The organism is Novosphingobium sp. GV079 (assembly GCF_003058045.1).
Taxonomy (GTDB): domain Bacteria; phylum Pseudomonadota; class Alphaproteobacteria; order Sphingomonadales; family Sphingomonadaceae; genus Novosphingobium; species Novosphingobium capsulatum.
On record NZ_QBUE01000007.1, the window covers coordinates 56,180 to 80,985 of the forward strand.

A 24,806-nucleotide genomic window follows, 5' to 3' on the forward strand; every position below is an offset into this window, starting at 1 on the left:
ATTTCAGGGAGTCAGGTCCACCGGCCCGGCAATTCCTGACACGCTCCCGTCCCGCGCCGCCACGATCACCACCAGTTCGCGCGGGCCGGCACCAGCGGGCAGGGCCAGGGTGAGGGGGGCGGGCGCCGGGCTGGTCTTGCGGCTCAGCAGCGCCCCGTCCAGCCATACCTCGGCCGTGCCGGCCAGGCTGGCAAAACGCAGGCTGCCGCCGCGCGCCGCCACCGCGCGCCACGGGGTGATCGTGGCGCGATAGAGATGCCACTGCTCGCCGCTGCCGGCCGCCGGGGTGGCCACCTCGCTGCTGCCCACGCTGTCCCAAGAATTGTTGTCGCCCGCCGCGGGAGCCAGGCGCGGGTCGGGCCGAGCGGGCAGGGCGGGGGAGCGCAGCCAGCGATCCAGGCGTTGCCGTGGCGCTTCGGCCGCCACCGTTGGCGCGGCGCTTCTGTCCTCGCGGCCCACCACCAGCCGCGCCGGGGCCAGGCCGGGCGCGCTGGCTTCCAGTACCAGCGGGGCAAGGCCCGCATCCCCCTGCACGATCGCCTGGGCCAGGCCATTGAACAGGCTGCGCGCGGTGCCTTTCTCGCTTTCGTGGCTGTTGGGATCGCCATTGCCCAGCCCGATGATTGCCCCGCCGCGCACGGACAGATGCACCATGTCCTGCGCCACCGGCACATGGCGGCCACGCGCATCGGTGGCATCAATGGTGATCGCCAGGGCATCATCGCCTTCGCTACCCAGCGCGCGGCGCGCGGGGGTCAGCCGCAGGGCCTTGGCCGGGCCAGCGGTCTCGTGCACCATGCGGGCCACCACCTTGCCGCTGTCGATCGCCAGGGCTTCCAGCCGGCCGGGGGCATAGGGGATGTGCAGCGTGTGCCCCATGATGCGATCGGCCTGGGCAATGCGGGCGACGGTGCGCCCGTTCAGCCGCACTTCCAAGCTCGGCGCATTGGTGATCGCCAGCATCTCTATCGGCTGGCCTTCGCGGCCCGGCCAGGTCCAGTGCGGATCGATCCACACCATCGGCGCGCTATCCAGCCACTGCGCCTGGCGGATGCCGAACGCGGTCTTGGGAAAGCCGCACAGGTCCATGATGCCGAAAAAGCTGCCCACGCTGGGCCAGGCATAGGGCGTGGGCTCGCCATGGTAATCCAGCCCGGTCCAGACAAAGCCGCCGGCCACAAACGGCCGCGCCGCGATTGCCTGCCAGGATTGGCGGTGGGTGGCGCCCCAGCCGGCGGCTTCCTTGTCCAGCGCGGTGATCACGTGGGCCTGCGGATCGCTGGCAAAGGCGCCGCGCGTGCCATAGGCGCTGGTGTCTTCGCTGCTCAGCATCGGCTGGTCGGGATGCAGCGCGTGATAGCGATCGTAATCGCCCTGGTAATAGTTGAAGCCCATGAGGTCGACCGCCTGGCCGACGTTTTCGGGATTGAAGAAGCCGCCACTCATCGCCGCGGTCACCGGGCGGTCCGGGTCGAGCCGGCGCACGGCGGCGCGCAGGCGGCGCACCATTTCCTTGCCGGCATGGGTGCCCTGCATCGGTTCTTCGTTGAACACCGACCATGCGAACACGCATGGATGGTTGCGGTCGCGCCGCACCAGCCATTCCAGCTGCGCCAGATAATCGGGCGCGGGGTTGAACAGGCGGTTTTCGGCCATGACCAGAAAACCCAGCCGGTCGCACCAGTCCATCACTTCGGGCGCGCAGGCGCCATGCGTCATGCGAATGGCATTGCAGCCCAGTTGCTTGAGGCGCTGCAACCGCCACAGCACCAAGGCATCGGGCACGGCCACGCCCACCCCGGCATGGTCCTGGTGCAGGCACACGCCCTTGATCTTGGTGGCGACGCCATTGAGCAGCAGGCCGCGCGCCGGATCGAACACCACCGCACGAAAACCGATCGCCACGCTGCGGCGGTCGATCACCACGCCATCGCGTTCCACTTCCACCAGCAGATCGTGCAGCACCGGATCATCGGGCGACCAGAGCGCCACCGCGCCATCAGGCCGCAGCGTGATCTGCGCCTTGCCCTGGTCCAGTCCAGCCACTTGCGCCGTGGCACTGCCCTGGCACAGCAGGCGTCCATCGCCATCGCGCACACTGACGCGCACCACGGCACTGGCCGGTGCGTCGGCGATATTGCCCAGCGTCACGCTGACCGGCACCGTCCAACGGCCATCGGCCTGGCGCACCGGATGGCCATGCACGCCCTGTTCGGCAATGTGCAGCGGCGGGCGGGTTACCAGCCAGGCATGGCGATAGATCCCCGCGCCTTCATACCACCAGCCCTCGCGCACGGTGGCATCGGCGCGTACCGCGATCCAGTTGAGGTCGTCGCCATAGCGGGCAAACGGGGTCAGATCGATCGTCACCCCGGTATAGCCCGACCAGGAGTGCGCCACCTCGCTGCCGTTGACCCACACCGTGGCGTGGCTGGCAATGCCGTCAAAGCGCAGCTCGATCTTCTGCCCTTCCAGCGCCGGGTCGAGCCGGATCAGGCGGCGATACCAGCCGATCCCGCGCGGGCGATAGCCTTGCGAGACATTGGCAGCGGGATCGAAGCCCTGCGCGCTGGCCCAATCGTGCGGCAGCGTAACCGCCTGCCAGTCTGACGCATCGAAATCGAGCGCGGCCGGCCCACCGGCGTTGCCGGCCTTGACCGACAGATAAGTGGCATTGTGATCGGCCGGCACGGGAAAGGGGATGTCGCCCTCGTGAAACAGCCATCCCTGGTCGAGTGACTGGCGCCCCGGCTCTGTTGCCGGAAGGCGCGGCGCGGCGCCGGGCAGGGGGGCTGGCATGCGCAAGCCGCCAGGCATCATGTCCGTCGGGGCGATCAGCAGTGCCGCGCCGCTGTTTGCGCTGGGCAGGGCCATCGCGCTGCCGCCCCAGCCCAGCCGCATGGCCATGGCCCAGCCCGCTGCGCCTTTCAGCAGGGCGCGGCGCGATGCCAGCGTGGCGGCGCGCGGCAAGGCATTGTCGGCTGGCGGCATGGCGGTATCCTGGCTTGCGGCGTAACGTCCGAAAGGATTTACATTGGTAATGTCTTTCCGGCAACGTCTGCGCGCCACTTCGCGCAGCGGCCGGCAAGCTGCGGCTTCACGATTGCCGCTTTTTTGCAGCGAGCAACACAATACCTGTTGTCGCATTGGATATATTTTGGTTACCTCTCTGCCCAAGGGTAGAGACAAGCAGGCGCGAGGGAATCAGGCATGATGGTGGCAGGATCGAACGGGCGGGGATCGCGCGCCCGCGCTGGAATGGCGGCGCTGGCTCTGGGCCTGGCGCTGGCAGTTTCGCCCGTTGCCCTCGCCGCGCCCAGCCACGGTCCCTCCGCCCTGCCGCTGGTGCCTTGGCCCGCCCAGGTGGTGCCGGGCAAGGGCGCGCTCGTGCTCGCCAATGGCGCCACGCTGGCCGTGCCGCCGGGCGATACTGCGGCCAAGGCGGCCGCCACTCTGCTCGCCGCGCGTCTTTCTGCGCAGCATGGCCTGTCGCTGCGCGTGGTCGAAGGCGATCAGGGCACCGTGCGCTTCGTGCGCGGCGGCAAGGCGGGTGACGAGGCCTATGCCCTTGCCGTCTCAGCCAGCGGAGCGGTGATTACCGCCTCGGGCGATCGCGGGCTGCTCTATGGCGCGATGAGCCTCGAACAACTCGCCGGCGTGCCGGGCAAGAGCGGCGCTGCGGTGCGCGTGCCGGCTCTGGCCGTGACCGATGCGCCGCGCTTTGCCTGGCGCGGGCTGATGATCGATACCGCGCGCCATTTCCAGCCGATCGAATCCATCCGCGCGGTGATCGACGGCATGGTGGCGGTCAAGCTCAACGTGCTGCACCTGCACCTGACCGACGACCAGGGCTGGCGCTTTGAAGTGAAGAAGTATCCGCGCCTGACGCAAGTGGGCGCCTGGCGTACCCAGCCTGATACGGGGCAGGGGGCCGGTGCCGACAAGGGTGCGCGCAGTGGCGGGTTCTATACCCAGGCGGAACTGCGCGATCTGGTGGCCTATGCCGCCGCGCGCGGCATCACCGTGGTGCCCGAAATCGACTTGCCCGGCCATGCCCAGGCGTTGGTCGCGGCCTATCCCGAACTCGGCGTTCTGGGTGGCACGCCGCCGGTGTCGGGGGACTGGGGCGTCAATCCCTATTTGTTCAACCCTGGCCCGCAGGGCATGGCCTTCGTCAAGGACGTGCTCGATGAACTGATGGCGGTGTTCCCGTCCACGTTCATCCACCTCGGCGGTGACGAGGCGGTGAAGGACCAGTGGGAGCGCGCGCCGCAGGTGCAGGCGCAGATGCGCGCCCTGGGCATCAAAACCGAGAATGGCCTGCAAAGCTGGATGATCGATCAGTTGGGCAGCTATCTGGCGCAGCATGGCCGCCGCCTGATCGGTTGGGACGAGATCCTCGAAGGAGGCCTGCCGCCTTCGGCCTCGGTGATGAGCTGGCGGGGCGAGGCCGGCGCGGTCGATGCGGCCAATGCCGGGCACGATGTCGTACTCAGCCCGGCGCCCAATCTCTATCTCGACAATCTCCAGTCCGATCGCGGTGACGCGCCTCCGGGCCGCATCGCGATCCAGACGCTGGAGGCGGTCTATCACTATGATCCCATGCCCAAGGGGATCGATGCGCAAAAGGCCGCCCATGTGTTGGGCGCGCAGGCCAATGCCTGGGCGGAATACATCGTCACGCCCTGGCAGATGCAGCACAAGATTTTTCCGCGCATCGGCGCGCTGGCGGAAAGCGTGTGGAGCAATCCGGCTCAGGCCAAGGATTATCCCGGCTTCCTCGCCCGGCTCGATCCGCAGATGCGCCGCTGGCGCCAGGCCGGGCTGGAAGTGGCCGACAGCGCCCTGGCGGTCGATTTCAAGATCGCCGGCACGCGCAGTGCCGCGCTCGATGCCAAGCGCCTGACCGTGGCCCTTGCCACCCAGGCCCCCTATGGCACGATCCGTTACACGCTGGATGGAAAGGCGCCCACGGCCCGCTCGCGCGCCTATGCCGCGCCGCTGGCCGTGGCGCCGGGCACGGTGATCATGGCCGCCGATTTTGCCGCCGATGGCGCCGCGCTGTCTGCCCCGCGCCGGTTCGATGCCACGCGCGATACGCTGCTGACCACGGCCAACAGCGCGCTGTCGGCCTGCCCGCGCGGCGCGCTGGGGCTGCGTGTTCCGCTGAATGCCGATGCCACGGCCAATGGGCCGGCGTTCAACGTCAATATCTTTGATGCCTGCGTGGCCGATGACCATGCGCCGCTGGCCCATGCCAAGGCGATCACCGTCAAGGTGGCGCGCCTGCCGCGCAACTATGGCCTGGCGCACGATCAGCACGCGGTGATCGCGCGCTATGCCACCAGTCCGTTTGGCGAACTGGTGGTGTCGGCCGGCTGCCGCGCCGCGGAAAAGGCGGCAAACGATCAGCAGAAGGAACACGATCCCATGCCCGGCGCGCGGGTGCTGGCCACCTGGCCGCTGCCCGATCCGGCCAAGGCGCCGCAGCAGTTTGCGCTCGACGCCGATCTGCCGCAGCTGGGCCTGGCGGATGAAAGCGACGTCTGCTTCCAGTTCACCGCTTCGCCGGCCGGGCCGTTCTACACGGTGGAGCAGGTGCAGTGGCATGAAACCCCGCGCGGGGGCGCCAAGTGAGGCGGCTGGTCACGCTGGCTGCCCTGGCGCTGGCCGGGGTGGCGCCAGCCGCGCTGGCCGCGCCGGAAAGCCAGTCGCTCGATACCGGCTGGCAGGCGCGCATCGCTCCTGACGACGGTGCGGCAAAAGCCCATCCCCGCGAAGCGCAGTGGTTTGGCGTGCCCGTGCCCGGCACCGTGCAACAGGCCCTGGTTGAACAGCACCGCGTGCCTGATCCGTTCATCGGCACCAACGAAGGCGCGATCCAGTGGGCGGGCCTGGCCGGTTGGGACATGCGCCGCACGCTGAATGTGACGCCGGCGATGCTCGCCCACGGCCATCTCGATCTGGTGTTCGACGGGATCGACACCTTCGCCACGGTCAGCGTCAACGGGCATGACGTGCTCACGGCCGACAATGCCCACCGCACCTGGCGCGTGCCAGTGCGCGCGCTGCTCCATGCCGGCGCCAACGAAATCCTGGTGCGCTTTGCCTCGCCCATTCGCGCATTGCAGCCGATGGTGCTCAAGCAAGCGCATCCGCTGCCGGCCGAATACGATTCCGCCTTTGGTGACGAGCCCAAGGGCGTGCAGACCTCTGCCTATATCCGCAAGCCCAAGTACCAGTATGGCTGGGACTGGGGTCCGCGCATCGTCAACATCGGGCTGTGGCACGGCGTGCGGCTGGAAGGCTGGGACGGCGCGCGGATCGGCGCGATGGATGTGCAGCAGGATGCCGTGGGCAGCGCGCAGGCGCGGCTGACCGCGCGCCTGGCGGTAGAGGCCGATGCCACCGCGCCGCTCACCGTCGAACTGGCAGTGACCGCGCCCGATGGTACGGCGCTGCCGCCGGTCACGCGCAGCGTGTCGGTCGATGCCGGCAACAACACGATCACCGTGCCACTGACCATCGTTGCGCCGCAGCGCTGGTGGCCGGTGGGCATGGGCGCACAGCCGCTCTACCAGGTATCGGCGCGCATCATCGATGGGGCCGGGCAGGGGCAGGCCGCGCAGCGCACTGTGGGCCTGCGCACGGTCGAACTGATCCGTGGCAATGGCGCGTTCGGCTTCAAGATCAACGGCGTGCCGGTCTTTGCCAAGGGCGCCAACCTGATCCCGTTCGACAGCTTCCCCTCGCGCGTCACCGCCGCAACGATGGAACACATGCTCGCCGATGCCAAGGCGGCCAACATGAACATGATCCGTGTGTGGGGCGGCGGCACTTATCTCGACGATGCGTTCTATGCTGCGGCCGATCGCATGGGCCTGATGATCTGGCAGGATTTCATGTTCGGCGGCGCCGTGCCGCCACCCGATCCGGCCTATCGCGCCAGTGTTGCCGCCGAGGCAGACGATCAGCTGGCGCGGCTGGGCAGCCACCCTTCGATCGTGGTGTGGACCGGCGGCAACGAAGTGCTCTCGGGCTGGGCCAACTGGTCTGACCGCAAGGATTTCAAGAAAGCAGTGGGCCCTGACGAGCAGGAGCGCATTGCCACGGCAATGACCGTGCTGTTCGACCGCGTGCTGCGCGATGCCGTTGCCGCGCACAGCCCGCAAACGCCGTATTGGCCGGGCTCGCCCTCGACCGATTATGAAGGCCCGGTCGATACCGATGCCGCTGGCGATCGCCATTTCTGGGATGTCTGGTCCGGCTCCAAGCCGGTGGAGAACTACCAGGACAGCTGCCCGCGCTTCATGTCGGAATACGGCTTCCAGGCGATGCCGGTCATGGCCACGATCGCCGGTTTTGCCGGGCCGAACGTGTCAGACCCGCAAAGCGCGGTGATGAAGGCGCACCAGAAGTTCCTGGCCGGCGAAGGCAATAGCCGACTGCAATTCTATCTCGATGCCCGGCTGCGCGCGCCACAGGGCAGCGGCCCGGCGCGGCTGGCGGATTTCGATTACCTTACCCAGGTCAACCAGATGCAGGCGATCGATATGGCCGCGCGCCACCATCGCGCCTGTGCCCCGGTCACCATGGGTTCGCTCTATTGGCAGTTGAACGATGTCTGGCCGGCGATTTCGTGGTCGAGCATCGATTATGCCGGGCGGTGGAAGCTGCTGCACTATGCCGCGCGGCGGTTCTTTGCGCCGCAGACCGTGGTGGCCGAGCACAAGGGCGCGGCGACGCGCGTGGCGCTGGTCTCTGACGCGCAAGGCCCGCTCGCGGCGCACTGGCGTCTGACCGGGCGCGCCATGGACGGCACCACGCTGGGCACCGCGCAAGGCGATGTGCAACTGGTCGCCAATGGCGTGACCGAGGCGGCCGAAGTGCCCGATGCTACGGTCTTTGGCAGCGCGGCGCCCGGCGCGGCCTATGCCGTGGCCGAACTGCTGGTCGCTGGCCAGCCGGTCGCGCGCCAGATCGTGGAGCGCGCCGTGCCCAAGGCCATGGCCTATCCCGACCCCGGTTTGTCGGTCGTCTGGCATGGGCGCCAGGTGACGGTTTCCGCGCGCAACCTGGCGCGCGCCGTGATGCTCGATTTCGGCACGCTGGATGCAGCCGCCGATGACAATGGCTTTGACCTGCTGCCCGGGGAAAGCCGCACTCTTACCATTGCCGGCCCTGCGCCGGTGGCCGCCCTGCGCCGCGCGCTGGTGCTGCGTACTCTGGCCGGGAGCCACTGATGCGTTTGTTGCCCGTTTCCTCTGCCCTGGCGTCGGTCATGGCGCTGGCCCTGGCTGCGCCGCTGGCCCATGCCGATCCGGTGGAGCAGCAAGTGGCCGCCGCGATCAAGGGCGTGAGCCTGGAACGCAAGGCGGCGCAGTTGCAAAGCACGGCGCCGGCCGATCCGGGCCTGGGCCTGCCGGCCTATGACTGGTGGAACGAAGGGCTGCACGGCCTGGCGCGCAACGGCGTGGCCACCGTGTTTCCCCAGGCCATCGGCCTGGCCGCCACCTGGGACCCGGCGCTGATGGAGCGGGTCGGCACGGTGGTGTCGACCGAGGCGCGGGCGCGGTTCAATGCGCAGCCGGCCAGCGCCGATCGCCGCATCTACCAGGGCCTCACCATCTGGTCGCCCAATATCAATATCTTCCGCGATCCGCGCTGGGGCCGGGGCCAGGAAACCTATGGCGAAGACCCGCTGCTGACCGGCAGCCTGGCGGTGGGCTTCATCCACGGCTTGCAGGGACCCGATCTGGCCCATCCGCGCGTCATCGCCACGGCCAAGCACCTAGCCGTCCATTCCGGGCCTGAAGCCGGGCGCGACAGCTTCGATGTCGATCCCAGCCCGCAGGATCTGGAATGGACCTATCTGCCGCAATTCCGCATGGCCGTAACCCAGGGTCATGCGTTGTCGCTGATGTGTGCCTACAATTCCCTTGCCGGCATGCCGGCCTGCGCCAACGATGCGCTGCTCAACCAGCGCGTGCGCAAGGACTGGGGCTTTACCGGCTTTGTCGTGTCGGATTGCGATGCCATCGGCAATATCTGGCAGTTCCACCACCATGCCTATGACGCGGCAGAGGCATCGGCCGCAGCAATCCGGGGCGGCACCGATTTCAACTGCGGCACGGCCTATTCCGCCTTGCCCGAAGCGGTGCGGCGCGGCCTGGTGAGCGAGGCCGAGGTTGATCGCGCGCTGGTGCGTTCGCTCAGCGCGCGCGCACGGCTGGGCATTGCTTTCAACCAGCCCGATCCCTGGCGCGCGATCAAGCCCGATCAGGTCGATACGGCCGATGACCGCGCCCTGGCCTTGGAAGCGGCGCGCAAGGCGATGGTTCTGGTGCAGAACAACGGCGGCGTCCTGCCGCTGAAACCGGGGGTGAAGCTGGCGGTGATCGGCGCCAATGCCGATGACCTGGGCGTGCTCGAGGCCAATTACCATGGCACCGCCGCCGCACCTGTCACCCCGCTGGAAGGGCTACGCGCGCGCTTTGGCGCCGATCACGTGGTCTATGCGCAAGGCTCGGTCCTGGCCGAAGGCGCGCCAGTGGTGCTGCCCGAAACCGCGCTTGCTGCCGATGGCAAGCCGGGGCTGGCGGCCGAATACCGCGATGCTGCCGGCAAGCTGGTGCTCGCCCGCCAGGATCGCCGCATCGATTTCAACCTCACCCGCGCCGCGCCAGCGGGCCTTGATCCAGCGCGGTTCAGCGCGCGCTGGCAAGGCATGCTGGTCCCGCCGGGGCCGGGCGCCTGGCGCCTGGCGATCGATGCGCCGCAATGCTGGAAGGATTGCCACCGCCACGATGACGTGGCGCTGTGGCTGGGCGGCAAGCAGTTGCACGCCGGCCCGCTGGGCAAGGCGCGCGTGGAATTTGCGCTGACCAGCGATGGCACGCCGCAGCCGATCCGGCTGGAGCTGGAACACTATGGGGACGATGAAGGCCTGCGCCTGATGTGGGTGCCGCCTGCCGGCGCGGAAGAGGCCAAGGCCCTGGCCGTAGCCAAGGACGCCGATGTGATCGTGGCGGTGCTGGGCTTGTCCCCCGATCTCGAGGGCGAGGCGCTGCAGGTGCAGGTGCCCGGCTTTATCGGCGGCGATCGGTCAGAGATCGAACTGCCCGAGCCGCAGGCGAGGCAGCTGGCAAACTTGCGCGCCACGGGCAAGCCGGTGGTCGCCGTGCTGGCCACCGGCAGTGCCATCGCCATGGATGAAAGCCTGGCCGATGCCGTGCTGGTGGCGTGGTATCCGGGCCAGGCCGGCGGCACGGCGCTCGCCGATATCCTGTCGGGCGCCAGCAATCCTTCGGGGCGGCTGCCGGTCACGTTCTATCGCCACACCACCGATCTGCCCGCCTTCGTCGACTATGGCATGAAAGAGCGGACCTATCGCTTTTTCACCGGCAAGCCGCTGTGGGGCTTTGGCCATGGCCTGTCCTACACCCGCTTTGCCTATGCCAACCCGGCCGTGAAGGCGGCCGATACGAAGAGCCCGGTCACCCTCTCGGTGCGTCTTGCCAACCAGGGCAACCGCGCCGGCGAAGACGTGGTGCAGGCCTATGTCGTGCCGCCGATCCCCGCGCACGAGGCCGTGCTGACCGAGCCCGTGCTGCAACATCAGCTGGCCGGTTTCGCCCGTGTTAACCTGGCGCCGGGCAAGATGCAGACGGTGACGCTGACGCTCGATCCGCGCAGCCTGTCGGTGGTGGACCGCCGGGGCACCCGCCGGGTTCTTCCCGGCACGTACAAGGCGTGGATTGGCGATGGCCAGCCGGGAGACGGGCCGGGCACCTGGGTGGAATTCACCCTGGCCGGCCAAGCGCAGGAGATGCCGAAGTGACCAAAGCCACCACCCCCCATGCCGCAGCGCTGGATCGCCGCTCGCTGGTCAAGGGTGCGGCGGCGCTGGCCACGGCCGGCTTCGTGGCCAGCCAGCCGGCGCGCGGTGCCGTGGCGGCGCAGGCCATTCCGCCGATCGCCGCGCCGCCCACGCCCGCCGCCCAGGCGCCTGCCGCCCCCGCCCCTGGCACGGCAACGGCCCCGCTGGGCTTTGCGGCCCGCCCGCCCAAAGTGCAGCGCCGCTTCACCAGCCCGGCGGTGGAGGAAGAGATCGCGCGCGTTTCGGCGATGATCGCCGATCCCAAGCTGCGCGCGATGTTTGCGGCCTGCTATCCCAACACGCTCGATACCACGGTGGAACTGGGCCTGGTCGATGGCCGGGTCGATGCCTTTGTCATCACCGGCGATATCCCCTGCATGTGGCTGCGCGACAGCAGCGCGCAGCTGCTGTCCTACATCCACCTCGTGCGCAAGGACGCGCACCTCGCCACGCTGTTTCGCGGCGCCATTGCCCGCCAGGCGCGTTCGGTCCTGCTCGATCCCTATGCCAATGCGTTCATGCGCGATGCCACGGCCAAGACCAACCTGCCCTGGGCCCTGGAAGACCAGACGCAGATGAAAACCGGCGTGGCCGAACGCAAGTGGGAGGTCGATTCGCTGTGCTGGCCGATGCGCCTCGCCTATCGCTATTGGCAGGCCAGCGGCGATACGGCCCCGTTCGACAACATCTGGGTTTCGGCGCAGCAGGCGATCGTGCGCACGTTCCGTGAACAGCAGCGCAAGGACGGGCGCGGCCCCTACAGCTTCCGCCGCACCAGCGATCGGCCCACCGAAACGCTCGGCCTTGATGGCTATGGCGCGCCGACGCGGCCGGTCGGGCTGATCCACAGCGGCTTCCGCCCGTCTGACGATGCCTGCATCTATCCGTTCCTGATCCCGTCCAACCACTTTGCCGTCACCACCTTGCGCGAGATGGCGCTCGTCGCCGAAGGCGCGGCGGGCAATGCCGCGCTCGCGGCCGATGCGCGCGCGCTGGCCGATGAAGTGGCTGTTGCGCTCGCCAAGTGGGGCACCATGCGCCTGCCCGATGGGCGGCAGGTCTGGGCCTATGAAGTCGATGGCTTTGGCAACGCGGTGTTCATGGACGATGCCAACGTGCCCTCGCTGCTCGGCCTGGCCTATACCGGCTGTGTCACCGCCGATGATCCGCTGTGGCAGGCCACGGCGGCGGCCTGCTGGTCAGACGCCAATCCCTATTTCTTCAAGGGCTCGGCGATCGAGGGGATCGGCGGCCCGCATGTCGGCCTGGGCCAGGTTTGGCCGATGAGCCTGATCGTGCGCGCCATGTCGTCCAGCGATCCGGCGGTGATCGCGCCGCTGCTGCGCCAGCTGCGCGATACCGACGCTGGCACCGGCTTCATGCACGAGGCGGTCGATTGCAACAATCCGGCCCAGTTCACCCGCAGCTGGTTTGCCTGGGCCAATGGCCTGTTCGGCGAAATGATCGTGGGCCTGGCCGATCGCCTGCCGGCGGTCCTCGCCAACCCGCTCTGACCTTTCGCGCGGCGCCGCGTGCGCCGCGCCTTTCCCCAAGGATTGCCCATGGACCTGTCCCGCCGTCGCTTTCTGTCGCGCTCTGCTGCTGCAGGCGCGGTTGCCCCCACGCTGGCCGCTGCGCCGACCCTGGCTGCCACCCCGGCGGCCACGGCACCCGCACCCTGGGGCGCCACGCCGTCGCCGCGCCAGTGGAAGTGGCACCAGCGCGGCATGTATGCCTTCGTCCATTTCTCCATGAACACCTTCACCGGCAAGGAATGGGGCTATGGCGATGAAAAGCCGGAATGGTTCAACCCCACCGATTTCAGTGCCGACCAGATCGTGCTGGCCGCCAAGTCTGCCGGGATGACTGGGGTGATCCTTACCGCCAAGCATCACGATGGCTTCTGCCTGTGGCAGACGCAGCTGACCGAGCATTCGATCCGCAACAGCCCCTACAAGGGCGGCAAGGGTGATATCGTTGCCGAAATGGGCGAGGCGGCCCGCCGCCATGGCTTGTCCTATGGCCTCTATCTGTCGCCGTGGGACCGCAACCACCCGGAATATGGCCGGCCCGCCTATGTCGATTACTACCGCGCGCAACTGACCGAGCTGTGCACCCGCTATGGCAAGCTGTTCGAGGTGTGGTTCGACGGCGCCAACGGCGGCGATGGCTATTACGGTGGCGCGCGCGAAACCCGGCACATCGATGCCCCGCGCTATTACAACTGGCCGTCGATCATCGCTCTGGTTCACCAGATGCAGCCCGATGCCTGCACGTTCGATCCGCTCGGCGCCGATATCCGCTGGGTGGGCAATGAAGATGGCGTGGCCGGCGATCCCTGCTGGCCGACCATGCCCAACAAGCCCTATGAACAGGATGTCGGCAATTCCGGCCTGCGCGGCGGCGAAATCTGGTGGCCGGCCGAAACCGACGTGTCGATCCGCCCCGGCTGGTTCTATCACCCAGATGAAGACACCAAGGTGAAAAGCCCCGAACGCCTGGTGCGCCTGTTCGACGAATCGGTGGGGCGCGGCACCAATCTCAACCTCAACCTGCCGCCCGACCAGCGCGGGCGCCTCGCTGATCATGACGTGGCGGTGCTCGCCTCGTTCGGCGATGCCATGCGCGCCACCTTTGCCCGCGATCTGGCCAAGGGCGCGGTGGCCCATGCCAGCGCGGTGCGCGGTCCCCGCTTTGCCCCGGCCGCCGTGCTCGATGGCCGGGCCGAAACCTATTGGTCCACGCCCGATCGCGTGCACACCCCCACGCTCACGCTCGATCTGGCGCCGGGGACGCGGTTCGATGTGGTGCGCGTGGCCGAATACCTGCCGCTCGGCGTGCGCGTCACCCGCTTTGCCATCGAGGCCGAAATCGGCGGGCAGTGGCAGCGCCTGGCGGAAAAGGAATGCATCGGCGCGCAACGCGTGGTGCGCCTGCCCGCGCCGATTGCGCCCCGCCGCGTGCGCCTGGTGATCCTCGATGCCCCGGCGTGCCCCGCCATCCGCGAGTTTGCCCTGTTCAAAAGCGTGGCGCCGGTGCCGGTGGCCGCGCCTGCGCCGCGCAGCAGCGATGTGCTCAGCACGCTGGGCTGGCGCGTGGTCGATGCCAGCGCGCCGGGCGCGCAGGCGCTGCTCGATGGCGAGGTCGAAACGCTGTGGACTCAGCCGGTGCCCACCGCCGGCCACCCGGCCACGGTCACGCTCGATATCGGCCGTGCCGTCACGCTGGGCGGTTTCAGCCTGACCCCGCCGCGCCACCTGGCACCCGATGCCACGCCGCCGCGCGGCTATCGTGTAGAGACCAGCCTGGACGGGCAGGCCTGGCAGGCCCAGGGCGAGGGCGAGTTTTCCAATATCGCCTATGCCCTGGCGACGCAGCGCATCGGTTTTGCCGCCCCGGTCCAGGCACGCTATCTGCGCCTGGCCTTTGCCCAGCCGGCGCTGCCCGATCGCGCGGTGCTGGCGATCGCCGGGGTCGGTGGGTTCAGCGGCGCCTTGCCCCGCTGACCGGCTCGATCGGCGTCTGTTGCCACAATATGCGTTCGGCGCCGTCGGGATCGTTCTCGACGGTGCTGACGCGGTCGAACACCATGGTGGCGCGGGTGGTGGCGTCAAAGCGCGGCCAGGCCGGCATGCCCGATGACGCTGGCGCGCCACCTTTGACAAAGGCCACCATCGCCTCGTGCCAGGCTTCGGCAATCGGCTGGTCCGCCGCCGAAAGGCCGAACATCTGCGCCATCGATGGCAGTGTCACGTGGTCAAACGTCAGCGGCAGGTCGAGCACGTGGGGGCTGTGTCCCTTGTAGGGGCCGCCCGGCGCCGGCCAGGCCAGGCGATAGCGCCACACCGGCGCGCCGCGTGCGGCATGGGCCTCGGCCAGGCGCAGCGTGGGCATGCCATATTCCTCGGCCGTCAGCAGGCGCCAGTGGCGCTGGGCGTCGGTCCATTCGGGAAAGGCGCGGGCATAGGCGCGGTTGAGCGCGGTCATCCGCGGCATCGGCTCGGTCGATACGCTTTGCGACCAGATCGGCCGGCTGGCCTGCACCTCGTTCAGGAACAGGCGGCTTTCGTTGGCATTCGATCCGGTCAGCAGCGGCACGCGTGGCGCGCGCCCCTCGATCACGCGGGCCAGCGGCGCCTGGGGCAGGAATGCGCCATCGACCGTCGGCCGGAATGGCAGGCCCTGTGGCCAGCCCTTGCGCGCGGCGACTTGCGCTTCGACCAGCACGGGAAAAGGCGCCACCAGCAACCGCTCCACCCCGCCCAGCCGCGCCACCACGGCATTGGCAAAGATCGCGGCGGTGGCAGGAATATGCACGGTCTGCGCCCCGCCGCTGAACACCATGGCGCGGGCATAGAGCCCGTCGGCCGCCGGCGTGCCGAGCAGTGCGCAGACATTGCGCGCGCCCGATGATTCGCCCGCCAGCGTCACCGCGCGCGGGTTGCCGCCGAACGCGGCGATATTGTCCTGCACCCAGCGCAGGCCCAGCACCAGGTCACGCAGGCCATTGTTGCCGCTGCCGGCATAGGCGCGGCCCAGCAGGTGGCCCAGTTCCATGAAGCCCAGCGCGCCCAGGCGATAGTTCAGCGTCACGCAGACCACGCCATGCGCGGCAAAGCGGTTGCCGGCGATCACCTCCCACCCGCTCCATCCGGTTTCGTTGCTGCCGCCGTGCACGAAGACCATCACTGGATAGCGCCCCGGTGCCGCCGGCGCCCAGATGTTGAGCTGAAGGCAATCTTCCGCCTGGACGGCGGGCAGCGGGTCCATTCCGGCCGGCTGCGGCGCGGCGCGCGCCGGGCGGGTGGCATCCCATTCGCCTTGCCAGGGCCGGGCCGAGCGCGGCGCGGCAAAGCGGGCGGCGGTGCCATAGGGGATCCCGGTGAACACGCGCATGCCATCGGCCATGCGGCCACGCACCACGCCGCTGCGGGTGGTCACGCGCAGGGTGTCGCGGGCGGCATGCGCCACTTGGGGCAGGGCCAGCGTGGCGGCCATGCCGCCCAGCGCCCGGCGCCGCGTCATCAGGGGCATGCGTCGATCAATCCCTTGTTCGTTCAGGCTATCATGCCTCTTACCCGAAAGGATCGGAAACGTTCCACCCCGGCCGGCGCAGGCGCGCCCGCTTTTGCCTGCCCTTGCCCCATGCGCAAGGGGCAGGGCGAGGTTTTGCCTAGCGCGCCCAGGCGAGCTTGAACCGCATGCCCCAGACCAGGGCAGAGCGCAGCGCCGGATTCCAGCCAGGGTGGATCACATATTGCAGTTCCGGTTGCAGGGTCAGCCAGCGCGCCACTGGCCGCGCCGCGGTCAGCTCCAGCGCGGTTTCATGGGCCCGCGCCACCACGGCATCGGGCAGCAGCGCGACCCGCGCGCGGCTGCCGAGCCGGGCATGGGCCATGGCCACGCCCAATTGCCAGGCGCCCGCCTCGCGCACCACGCCGGTGCCAAGATAGCAGCTGATCGGATTGCTGCGCGCATCCGCCAGTCCCAGCCGAACCCAGCCGTGCCAGCGCGGTGCCAGCAGCCCTTCGATCAATACATAGCCGCCCTGCGAGTGGGCGCTGTGCCCTGCATCGTCCACGCGCGGCAGCGGCCGGGTATAGCGCCACAGCCCCACTTGCACTTCGCCCTGGCCCAGCGGGAACTCCACCTCGCCGATCAGCAGCGCGCCGGTCGTGCCGGGCAGGCGCAGGGCCGGCGCATGGTCGTTGGCCACGCTGCCGGCCTGCGCGTCGAACGCGCCCAGGCGCAGCGTGGTTTTGCCCGCGGTGCTGGCGGTAACCAGCGCCCCGCTTACCGTCATGGGAAAGATGCCGGGGCCGTTGGGGCCGCTTTGCGCCAGTTCGGCGCCAGTGCCGTGGCTGGCGTGGACGAACAGGGCGCCCACGCTCTGCACGTCGAACTCGGTGTTCACATCGATCAGGCCCACTTTGGTCGCGATCGCCAGCGGTGCGGCATTGTCGCTCGCCTGCCAGCGCACCCAGGCTTCATACAGGTGATGGCGCCCTGGCGCCTGGATGCTGCTGATGCCCTGCGCATCGCCCACCCACGAATCGGAAAAGACCGGCCCATGCACGGCGATCATGTCGATATGCGCGGTCAGCCGCGACACACCCAGCGCGCCGCCATCCACGTCCACCCAGGCATCGGCCCGCGCCGCCAGCCCGCCGCCGCGCGCCACACCGCCATCGGCAACATCCAGGGCATCGGCCACATAGCTGGCGCCCAGGCCGATCAGCCGCGCCGGTGGCGTATCTGCTGCCCAAGCCGTCTGCGGCAGGGCCAGCATCAGGCCAAGCAGCGCGGTGGCGCGGGACAGCCGGTGGCGCCTGGGCCGCGCCGGGGGAAGGGATCTGCACATGCCGCACAGTCTGCGGCATTGCCGGCCAAGCCTGGATGGATGCCGGGCTGCGCAGAAACGCGCATCGCGGCAATGCGGAAGGCGGCATTAAGCTGCCGTTGACCGGCAAGCCCATGCCGCCACCACAACAGCCGCTGCCGCCCCGCTGAAAATTTCAGCCTGCTGAAGTGTTGCAACCCTGCATCAGATCTTGTCAAAGAATAGGTATGCACTTTTGGGCTAGCACGTCTGGCTTGAGCCGCTATGATGACAAGGCATAAGACGGGACAAGCCCGGCGCGGCGGTGGGAGAGGACGCCGTAAAAAATCCCTGCGCCGGGTGAACCTGCCATCAAGCCGCGATTGCCATATAGTGGCGCGAAAATCGGGCTTTTTACGCAAAATCTACGGTTTACCGCACGCCCCGCGCTTCATGCTTCGGGGCGTTTGCGCTGTGCGAATCGGCGCCGCGTCGACCGTGCCAATCGCGTCAGGCCATATGCCAGCGCCCCCGTCACTGCCCGGCCCGTTGGGGGCACCGTGCAGTGGCGGGGGCGCGGCAAACGCGGCGCTAACCGGCGGGCTTAGGCCGTGGCCAGCACCGGGCGATTGGCGATGAGGTTGTCCACCACCGAAGGATCGGCCAGCGTGGAGGTATCGCCCAGCGAGCCCAGGTCATTCTCGGCGATCTTGCGCAGGATGCGGCGCATGATCTTGCCCGAACGCGTCTTGGGCAGGCCGGGGGCGAACTGGATCACGTCGGGCGTGGCGATCGGGCCGATCTCGTGCCGCACCCAGGCCACCAGTTCGCGGCGCAGCGCCTCGTCGGGCTCCACCTCGGCATTGCAGGTGACATAGGCATAGATGCCCTGGCCCTTGATCGCGTGGGGCATGCCCACCACGGCGGCTTCGGCCACCTTGGCATGGGCCACCAGCGCGCTTTCGATCTCGGCCGTGCCCATGCGATGGCCCGATACGTTGATCACGTCGTCGATGCGGCCGGTGATCCAGTAATAGCCATCCTCATCGCGGCGGCAGCCGTCGCCGGTGAAGTACCAGCCCTTGAACGTGGTGAAATAGGTCTGGAAAAAGCGCTCGTGATCGCCCCACACCGTGCGCATCTGGCCCGGCCAGCTATCGCCGATCACCAGGCAGCCGTCGGTGGCGCCGTCCAGTACCTGGCCATCGTTGTCGAGCAGGGCGGGCTGCACGCCGAACATCGGCTTGCTGGCAGAGCCCGGCTTCAATGCCGTGGCGCCGGGCAGGGGGGTGATCATCGCGCCGCCGGTCTCGGTCTGCCACCAGGTGTCGACAATCGGGCAGCGGCCTTCACCCACCACCTTGTGATACCATTCCCAGGCTTCGGGGTTGATCGGCTCGCCCACCGAACCCAGCAGGCGCAGCGACTTGCGGCTGGTCTTGTGCACCCAGTCATCGCCCTCGCGCATCAGGGCGCGTAGGGCAGTGGGGGCGCCATAGAAGATTTCCACGCCGAACTTGTCCACCACCTGCCAGAACCGGCTGGGATCGGGAAAGTTGGGCACGCCTTCGAACATCACCGTGGTGGCGCCATTGGCCAGCGGGCCATAGACGACATAGGAATGGCCGGTGACCCAGCCGATATCGGCCGCGCACCAATAGATTTGGCCCGGGCGATAGTCGAACACGTACTGGTGCGTCATCGCGGCCCACACGGCATAGCCGCCGGTGGTGTGCAGCACGCCCTTGGGCTTGCCGGTGGAGCCGGAGGTATAGAGGATGAACAGCGGATCTTCCGCGTTCATTTCCACCGGCGCGCAATCCGCGCTCTGCTCTGCCACGGCCTGTGCCCAGGGCAGATCGCGGCCTTCCTGCATTGGCACATCGGCGCCGGTGCGGGCCAGGACCACTACGGTATCGACCGCAGGGCAATGCGTCAGCGCTTCGTCGACGTTCTTCTTGAGCGGCACGCGCTTGCCGCCGCGCAGGCCTTCATCGGCGGTCAGCACCACGCGGCTGTCGCAATCCTCGATCCGCCCGGCCAGAGCATCGGGCGAAAAGCCGGCAAAGACGATCGAATGGATCGCGCCGATCCGCGCGCAGGCCAGCATCGCCATGGCGGCTTCGGGCACCATCGGCAGGTAGATCGTCACCCGGTCACCGGCCTTGACCCCGCGCGCCTTGAGCAGGTTGGCCAGGCGGCACACATCGGCGTGCAGTTCGCGATAGGTGATCGCGCGCGATGCATCGGTCGGGCTGTCGGGCTCCCACAGGATCGCCACGGTATCGCCGCGCTCTGCCAGGTGGCGATCGAGGCAATTGGCCGAAAGGTTGAGCGTGCCGTCCTCGAACCAGCGAATGCCGAAATCTTCCTCGTGGAAACTCGTGTTCTTCACTTTGGTGAACGGCTTGATCCAGTCGATCCGCTGCGCTTCCTCCGCCCAGAACGCATCGGGTTCCTCTACCGAGCGACGGTGCATTTCCAGATAGCGCGCTTCGTCGATCAGGGCGTTCTGGGCCCAGTCGGCGGGAACGGGATAAATGGCTTCGGCCATATGCGGAACCCTCTCGATGTGTTTGTCGTGCGCTGTGCGGGCGACGTGATGCTTGCCTCACGCTAGCCGCTTGGGCGCCTCTGTGCCAGTTGGATATAAGTCTACCATGCCGCAGGCGCGAGATGGCCGGGCGCGCTTGCACGCACGTGCCGTGTGCCGGGTGTCGCAACATCGAAACAATCCGCCGCGCATCTCCCAAATGGAAGGTGCGCAGGCAGCGTCCATGCGTGCACCACTTAGCCCAAGGCCTGTGGGGATCGCAGGCCAAGGAGGATCATGATGACGCTTTCCCGCCGCAATGCCCTGGGTGCGATCGGTGCCGGCCTGCCGCTGGCGGCTGCGGCCACGCGCGCGCTGGCTGCCCCCGTGGTGCCGCCCGCGCCCTTGCCGGTGCCGGCGGGCGTGGCCGGCCACGAACCATCGGCCCCGCCGCTGCCACCGGGCGGCGTGCCGCCGATCTATGACAAGGTCGGCCTGGAATGGGTGATGGATATCCTGCCGTTCTGTTCGCAGCCCGAATACATGGGCAGCGCCCAGGACCAGGTGGCGTCAGACGGCTATCGCAACGATGTCTGGCCGATCATCGGCGGCGTGTTCCAGGGCCGGGGGATCAAGGGAACGGTGATCCCCGGCGGCGGCGATTTCCCGGTGGTGCGCCCCGATGGCGTGGTGGTGGTCGATGCGCTCTATCGCCTGAAAACCGATGATGGGCAGCAGATCATCATCCACAACAAGGGCCTGGGCTATACCGAGCAGAAGTATCGCCTGCTGCCGACCTTCGAAGTGCCGGGCGCCAAGTATGCCTGGCTGCGCGAATCCGTGTTCGTCGCCACGCTGACCTTTCCCATTCCGCCATCGATCAAGGCGCCCGATTTCGGCCCCAATGCCAATGGCCGTCTGATCCAGGTTTTCCGTATGACCTAAGGCGAAAGGCACTCCCGCTGCGATGCCAGAGGCGCTAGGCACAGACCATGCTCGTCCGCTCGCTTCTGCTCGCCGCGCTTTGCGCCTCTGCCACTCCCGCGCTGGCGCAAGCGGCACCGGATAGCACCGTCCCAGACAGCACCGTTTATGTGCGCGCCGGGCGCCTGATCGATCCGGAAAGCGGCCAGGTTCTGACCGGCCGCCTGATCCGGGTGGAGCAGGGCCGGGTGGCAGCGATCACTGCCGATGGCCCCGGCGCGGCGGCGATCCCGGCAGGCGCGCGGGTGATCGACTGGAGCGGCTATACCGTGCTGCCCGGCCTGATCGACATGCACGTGCACCTGGCTGACATGGACCAGTCGGAAAACGTCGCCGAACCGCTGCTGCATTCGGCCATGGAAATTGCCTATGTCGGCGCGCGCAATGCCCGCACCACGCTGATGGCCGGCTTCACCACGGTGCACAATTGCGGCAATTTTCGCGCCTATGCCGATGTGGAACTGCGCAATGCGATCAACCGCGGCGATGTGATCGGCCCGCGCATCAGCGCGGTGGGCGCCTATGTGACGATTCCCGGCGGCGGCGGCGAAGTGACCGGCTTTGCCCCCGATGTCGAAGTGCCGGCCGACATGCGCGCCGGCGTGGTGGCCGATGCCGCCGATACCACGCGCAAGGTCAACGCGCTGTTCCAGCATGGCGCGGATTCGATCAAGCTGATCGCGACGGGTGCGGTGCTCGCCCAGGGGACGGAGCCGGGCCAGCAGGAACTGAGCGAGGACGAGATGCGCGCTGCCGTCACCGTGGCCAAGGCACGCGGATCGTGGGTTACCGCCCATGCCCACGGTGCCACCGGCATCAAGGCGGCCATGCGCGCCGGGGTCGAGGCGATCGAGCATGCCAGCCTGATCGATGACGAGGGCATTGCCATGGCCAAGGCCAAGGGCGTGTGGCTCGACATGGATATCTACGATGGCGACTATATCGCCGACTATGGCCGGGCCCACCACTGGCCGGCCGACATGCTGCGCAAGAACGACGATACCACGCAGGCCCAGCGCGATGGCTTTGCCAAGGCGGTCAAGGCCGGGGTCAAGCTGTCGTTCGGCACCGATGCCGGGGTCTATCCCCACGGCCTCAACGCTCGCCAGTTCAAGTACATGGTCCGCTATGGCATGACCCCGATGCAGGCGATCCAGGCCGCCACCACGGTTTCGGCCGATCTGCTCGGCTGGAGCAAGGACGTGGGCGCGCTGTCGCCCGGCCACTATGCCGACATGATCGCGGTCAAGGGTGATCCCCTGGCCGACATTTCGGTGCTGGAGCATGTCGATCACGTGATCAAGGGCGGCGATGTGGTGAAGTGAGCGCGCGGCTTCCACCACCCCCCGACCCGTTCCTCTAAAGAGTAGGGGGGAGGAATTACAATATCTTATACCCCCTCCTCTTCAGAGGAGGGGGTTTGGGGGTGGTGGAAACCTGGCCCCAAGCTATGCTTGGACAGACGCTGCCCAAGTCTCTATTCCAGCGGCCGATTCCTTCCCCCCAATGGAACAAAGCCCAGCATGAGCGACCAATCCGACAAGCCCGCCGGCCCCGCCCTCGATCGCCGCAGCCTTTTGGCCGGGCTTGCCATTACCGGCGCTGCCGCCGGGGTTGATGCCGCGGCTGCCGCCCCGCGCGCCGGGGCCGGAAGCCGCGCCAAGGTTGATGCCGCGCTGCGCGCCAAGATCGATACGGTCGTGGTGATCTATGCCGAAAACCGCAGCTTCAACAATCTCTTCCCCGATTTTCCGGGGCTGCAGCAGCCGCTTTCCGCCGTGCCGGCCGAGCGGGCCCGGCAGCGCGATCGCGATGGCCGCGTGCTCGAAACCCTGCCCAAGGTCTGGGAAGGCATGGTGCCTGACAAGCAGGTGGTGGAGCACGCCGAGTTCCATATCGACGAAGACGCCATCACCGGCCTGCCCAATGCGCCCTTTGCGCTCAAGACGCCCGAAGGCGATCCGCTGCCCCATGGCGTGGTGACGCGTGACCTGATCCACAGCTTCTACAACAACCAGTGGCAGATCAACGGCGGGCGCAACGATGGCTTCGTCGCTTGGGGCGATAGCGGCGCTTTGGTCATGGGCCATTATGGCGATGTGCGGGCCAACCTGCGGCTGTGGCAGGTGGCGCGCGAATTCACCCTATGCGACAATTTCTTCATGGGCGCTTTCGGCGGCTCGTTCCTCAACCACCAATACCTGGTTGCCGCCACGCCGCCCTATTACCCGGACGCTGACAAGAGCCCGGCGAAAGACCGCGTGGTCAAGCTTGATCCGGCCTACAGCGATCCGCCGCGCCCGCTGCTCAAGCCCGGTACGCCAGCCAGCGCGATGGATGGCCCGGTGCGCTTTGTTGCCGATTCGATCACGCCCGATCACCGCGCGGTCAACACCATGCTGCCGCCCTATCTGCCCACCTACCAGGCCGATCCGGCCCGGCCGGGGATGGCCCTGGTCACTTCGCAGACCCTGCCGCCGCAGACCCATGCCCATATCGGCGATCGGCTGACCGAAGCCGGCGTGGAGTGGGCGTGGTACGCCGGTGGCTGGGACGAGGCGATGGCAGGGCGCGCCAATAGCGCGGCGTTTCCCTCCCGCCCCAATTTCCAGCCGCATCACCAGCCGCTCAACTATTTCGCCAACCTGGCGCCGGGCACGGCGGCGCGCGAACGCCATCTGCGCGATGGCGGCATGGGCGAAACCGCGCGCACCAACCTGTTTCTGGCCGATGCCGCGGCGGGCAAGCTGCCGGCCGTCACGTTCTACAAGCCGCAGGGCAACCTCAACATGCACGCCGGCTATTCCGACGTGGATGCCGGCGATCGCCATATCGCCGGGGTTGTCGATGCGCTGCGCCGCTCGCCGCAGTGGGACAAGATGCTGGTTATCATCACCTTCGATGAAAACGGCGGCTGGTGGGACCATGTCGCTCCGCCCAAGGGCGATCGCTGGGGGCCGGGGACGCGTATTCCCGCGCTGATCGTCTCGCCCCACGCGCGGCGCGGCCACGTCGATCACACTGTCTATGATACCGGCTCGATCGCGCGCTTCCTGGTGCGGCGCTTTGGCCTCAAGACCCTGCCGGGCCTGGTCGAGCGGGACAAGGCGATGATCGCCGCAGGCGGACCGCCGCCGGGCGACCTGACCGGCGCGCTGATCGTCTGATCAGCGCTGCCGGCGCCGCGCCGCTCAGGCGGCGGTGTCGGTCTGCGCGGCCTGCGGTGCTGGGCTGGGCGTTGGCGTGGGCTGCGGCGCGGCTTGCGCCGGGGCCTGGCCGGCAGGGGCTGCCACCGGCGGCAAGGGCTGCGGCGCGGGCAGCACCATCGCGGCGGTTTCCAACTGGTCCAGCGCATGCTGCGCAGCCACCCAGTCGCGGGCGTGGGCCAGCCATTCGGTGGCGGCATCCTTGCCCGGCATGCGCTCCACGTCGCTGATCGCAGCGTCGACGCGGCCACCGGCCAGCGCCAGGCGGGCATGATCGGCCCGCGCCTCGGGCGTGGCGTTGGGGCCTTCGTCGTGGCGGATCACGAACAGGCCGGCGATCTGGCCCGAAATCCAGTCCCAGGTATTGCCGCGCGGGGTCTTGCCCATCAGCTGCGGCTCGATCCCCGCCAGCTCTTCCGACAGGTTGCCCAGCGTGACCGGGTGGGCGGCGGCGGCTATCACGCGGTCCACCGCGCCCGGCTGGCTGGCGCCAAAGCGCACGCGCAGCTGATTTTCCAGGATGCCCAGCGGCTGGCCGCGCTCGATGGCGCGGCGCGCGGCAAAGGCCACCAGCAGCGCTTCGGCGCGGCTGGCCTGGCCGGCGGCGGCATTGGCCTGCTGGTTCAGTTCGGCCAGGCGCTGCTCCAGCGCGGAAACCTTGGCCGATGTGCTGGCGAGCACGGCATCGCTCGCCGCGCTGCTGGCAGCGGCCACGACCGCTTCGGAGGCGACGGCGGCGGGTACATCGCCACTGGAACTGGCCATCGGGCCCAGGTCAAGCCGCAGCCAGCCTTCGCGCGCGGCGAGCCAGGCGCCTGCGCCGCCCAGGGCGAGGATCACGATCAGCACCAACCCCACCAGCAACCGTCCCCCGCCACGGCGGCG

13 protein-coding genes are annotated in these 24,806 nt (G+C 68.3%); 8 read left to right on the forward strand and 5 right to left on the reverse strand.

All coding sequences use genetic code 11. The features are described from left to right. Nucleotides 1-3: 3 nt before the first annotated feature. Nucleotides 4-2,991: a beta-galactosidase GalA gene (gene galA, locus C8K14_RS11205; protein WP_233251041.1), complete on the reverse strand. Its 2,988-nt coding sequence runs from the start codon at nt 2,989-2,991 to the stop codon at nt 4-6. A gap of 219 nt (nt 2,992-3,210) precedes the next feature. Here galA and C8K14_RS11210 point away from each other — a divergent pair, with 219 nt between their 5' ends. From C8K14_RS11210 to C8K14_RS11230, 5 genes are all read left to right on the forward strand, one after another. Continuing rightward, complete coding sequence (locus C8K14_RS11210) at nt 3,211-5,637, forward strand: beta-N-acetylhexosaminidase (RefSeq protein WP_233251042.1); 2,427 nt, start codon at nt 3,211-3,213, stop codon at nt 5,635-5,637. Next, the gene (locus C8K14_RS11215) at nt 5,634-8,243 is read left to right on the forward strand and encodes a glycoside hydrolase family 2 protein (RefSeq protein ID WP_107716734.1); all 2,610 of its coding nucleotides are present in this window, start codon (nt 5,634-5,636) and stop codon (nt 8,241-8,243) included. The genes C8K14_RS11210 and C8K14_RS11215 overlap by 4 nt, the downstream gene beginning before the upstream one ends. Then, nucleotides 8,243-10,840 carry a glycoside hydrolase family 3 C-terminal domain-containing protein gene (locus tag C8K14_RS11220; RefSeq protein WP_369974051.1) on the forward strand — a complete coding sequence of 866 codons (2,598 nt, stop codon included), beginning with the start codon at nt 8,243-8,245 and terminating at the stop codon, nt 10,838-10,840. The genes C8K14_RS11215 and C8K14_RS11220 overlap by 1 nt, the downstream gene beginning before the upstream one ends. A gap of 134 nt (nt 10,841-10,974) precedes the next feature. Further along, nucleotides 10,975-12,393, forward strand: a complete 1,419-nt coding sequence (locus C8K14_RS11225) for a glycoside hydrolase family 125 protein (RefSeq protein WP_369974053.1) — start codon at nt 10,975-10,977, stop codon at nt 12,391-12,393. A gap of 48 nt (nt 12,394-12,441) precedes the next feature. Next, nucleotides 12,442-14,385, forward strand: coding sequence for an alpha-L-fucosidase (locus C8K14_RS11230; protein ID WP_107716736.1), 1,944 nt, complete (start codon nt 12,442-12,444; stop codon nt 14,383-14,385). Here the strand turns inward: C8K14_RS11230 and C8K14_RS11235 are convergent. The 3 genes from C8K14_RS11235 to acs all read right to left on the reverse strand — a co-directional run bounded on the left by C8K14_RS11235 (nt 14,363) and on the right by acs (nt 19,752). Then, nucleotides 14,363-15,913, reverse strand: coding sequence for a carboxylesterase/lipase family protein (locus tag C8K14_RS11235; RefSeq protein ID WP_107716737.1), 1,551 nt, complete (start codon nt 15,911-15,913; stop codon nt 14,363-14,365). The two genes, C8K14_RS11230 and C8K14_RS11235, sit on opposite strands and share 23 nt — an antisense overlap. Nucleotides 15,914-16,052: 139 nt before the next feature. Beyond that, nucleotides 16,053-17,240: a carbohydrate porin gene (locus C8K14_RS11240; protein WP_133726797.1), complete on the reverse strand. Its 1,188-nt coding sequence runs from the start codon at nt 17,238-17,240 to the stop codon at nt 16,053-16,055. A 562-nt stretch (nt 17,241-17,802) separates the two neighbouring features. Beyond that, nucleotides 17,803-19,752, reverse strand: a complete 1,950-nt coding sequence (gene acs / locus C8K14_RS11245; RefSeq protein ID WP_054130790.1) for an acetate--CoA ligase — start codon at nt 19,750-19,752, stop codon at nt 17,803-17,805. A 276-nt stretch (nt 19,753-20,028) separates the two neighbouring features. On the opposite strand from acs, the gene C8K14_RS11250 reads away from it, so the two are divergent. The 3 genes from C8K14_RS11250 (at nt 20,029) to acpA (ending at nt 23,882) form a co-directional block, all read left to right on the forward strand. Next, nucleotides 20,029-20,676, forward strand: coding sequence for a DUF3237 family protein (locus C8K14_RS11250; RefSeq protein WP_107716739.1), 648 nt, complete (start codon nt 20,029-20,031; stop codon nt 20,674-20,676). Between the two features lie 47 nt (nt 20,677-20,723). After that, a complete protein-coding gene (locus tag C8K14_RS11255) occupies nt 20,724-22,040 on the forward strand; it encodes an amidohydrolase family protein (protein ID WP_107716740.1) in 1,317 nt (438 codons plus the stop codon). A 198-nt stretch (nt 22,041-22,238) separates the two neighbouring features. Beyond that, nucleotides 22,239-23,882, forward strand: a complete 1,644-nt coding sequence (gene acpA, locus C8K14_RS11260; protein ID WP_054130787.1) for an acid phosphatase — start codon at nt 22,239-22,241, stop codon at nt 23,880-23,882. A 24-nt stretch (nt 23,883-23,906) separates the two neighbouring features. Here the strand turns inward: acpA and C8K14_RS11265 are convergent, their stop codons facing one another. Next, the gene (locus C8K14_RS11265; RefSeq protein WP_231627536.1) at nt 23,907-24,779 is read right to left on the reverse strand and encodes a hypothetical protein; all 873 of its coding nucleotides are present in this window, start codon (nt 24,777-24,779) and stop codon (nt 23,907-23,909) included. Between the last annotated feature and the right edge of the window lie 27 nt (nt 24,780-24,806).

What these genes read in the sequence shown, in the direction of transcription:
- galA (WP_233251041.1), bottom strand. Translation starts at nt 2,991, where the DNA reads ATGCCGCCAGCCGACAATGCCTTGCCGCGCGCCGCCACGCTGGCATCG.
- C8K14_RS11210 (WP_233251042.1), top strand. Translation starts at nt 3,211, where the DNA reads ATGATGGTGGCAGGATCGAACGGGCGGGGATCGCGCGCCCGCGCTGGA.
- C8K14_RS11220 (WP_369974051.1), top strand. Translation starts at nt 8,243, where the DNA reads ATGCGTTTGTTGCCCGTTTCCTCTGCCCTGGCGTCGGTCATGGCGCTG.
- C8K14_RS11230 (WP_107716736.1), top strand. Translation starts at nt 12,442, where the DNA reads ATGGACCTGTCCCGCCGTCGCTTTCTGTCGCGCTCTGCTGCTGCAGGC.
- C8K14_RS11235 (WP_107716737.1), bottom strand. Translation starts at nt 15,913, where the DNA reads ATGCCCCTGATGACGCGGCGCCGGGCGCTGGGCGGCATGGCCGCCACG.
- C8K14_RS11240 (WP_133726797.1), bottom strand. Translation starts at nt 17,240, where the DNA reads ATGTGCAGATCCCTTCCCCCGGCGCGGCCCAGGCGCCACCGGCTGTCC.
- acs (WP_054130790.1), bottom strand. Translation starts at nt 19,752, where the DNA reads ATGGCCGAAGCCATTTATCCCGTTCCCGCCGACTGGGCCCAGAACGCC.
- C8K14_RS11250 (WP_107716739.1), top strand. Translation starts at nt 20,029, where the DNA reads ATGATGACGCTTTCCCGCCGCAATGCCCTGGGTGCGATCGGTGCCGGC.
- C8K14_RS11255 (WP_107716740.1), top strand. Translation starts at nt 20,724, where the DNA reads ATGCTCGTCCGCTCGCTTCTGCTCGCCGCGCTTTGCGCCTCTGCCACT.
- acpA (WP_054130787.1), top strand. Translation starts at nt 22,239, where the DNA reads ATGAGCGACCAATCCGACAAGCCCGCCGGCCCCGCCCTCGATCGCCGC.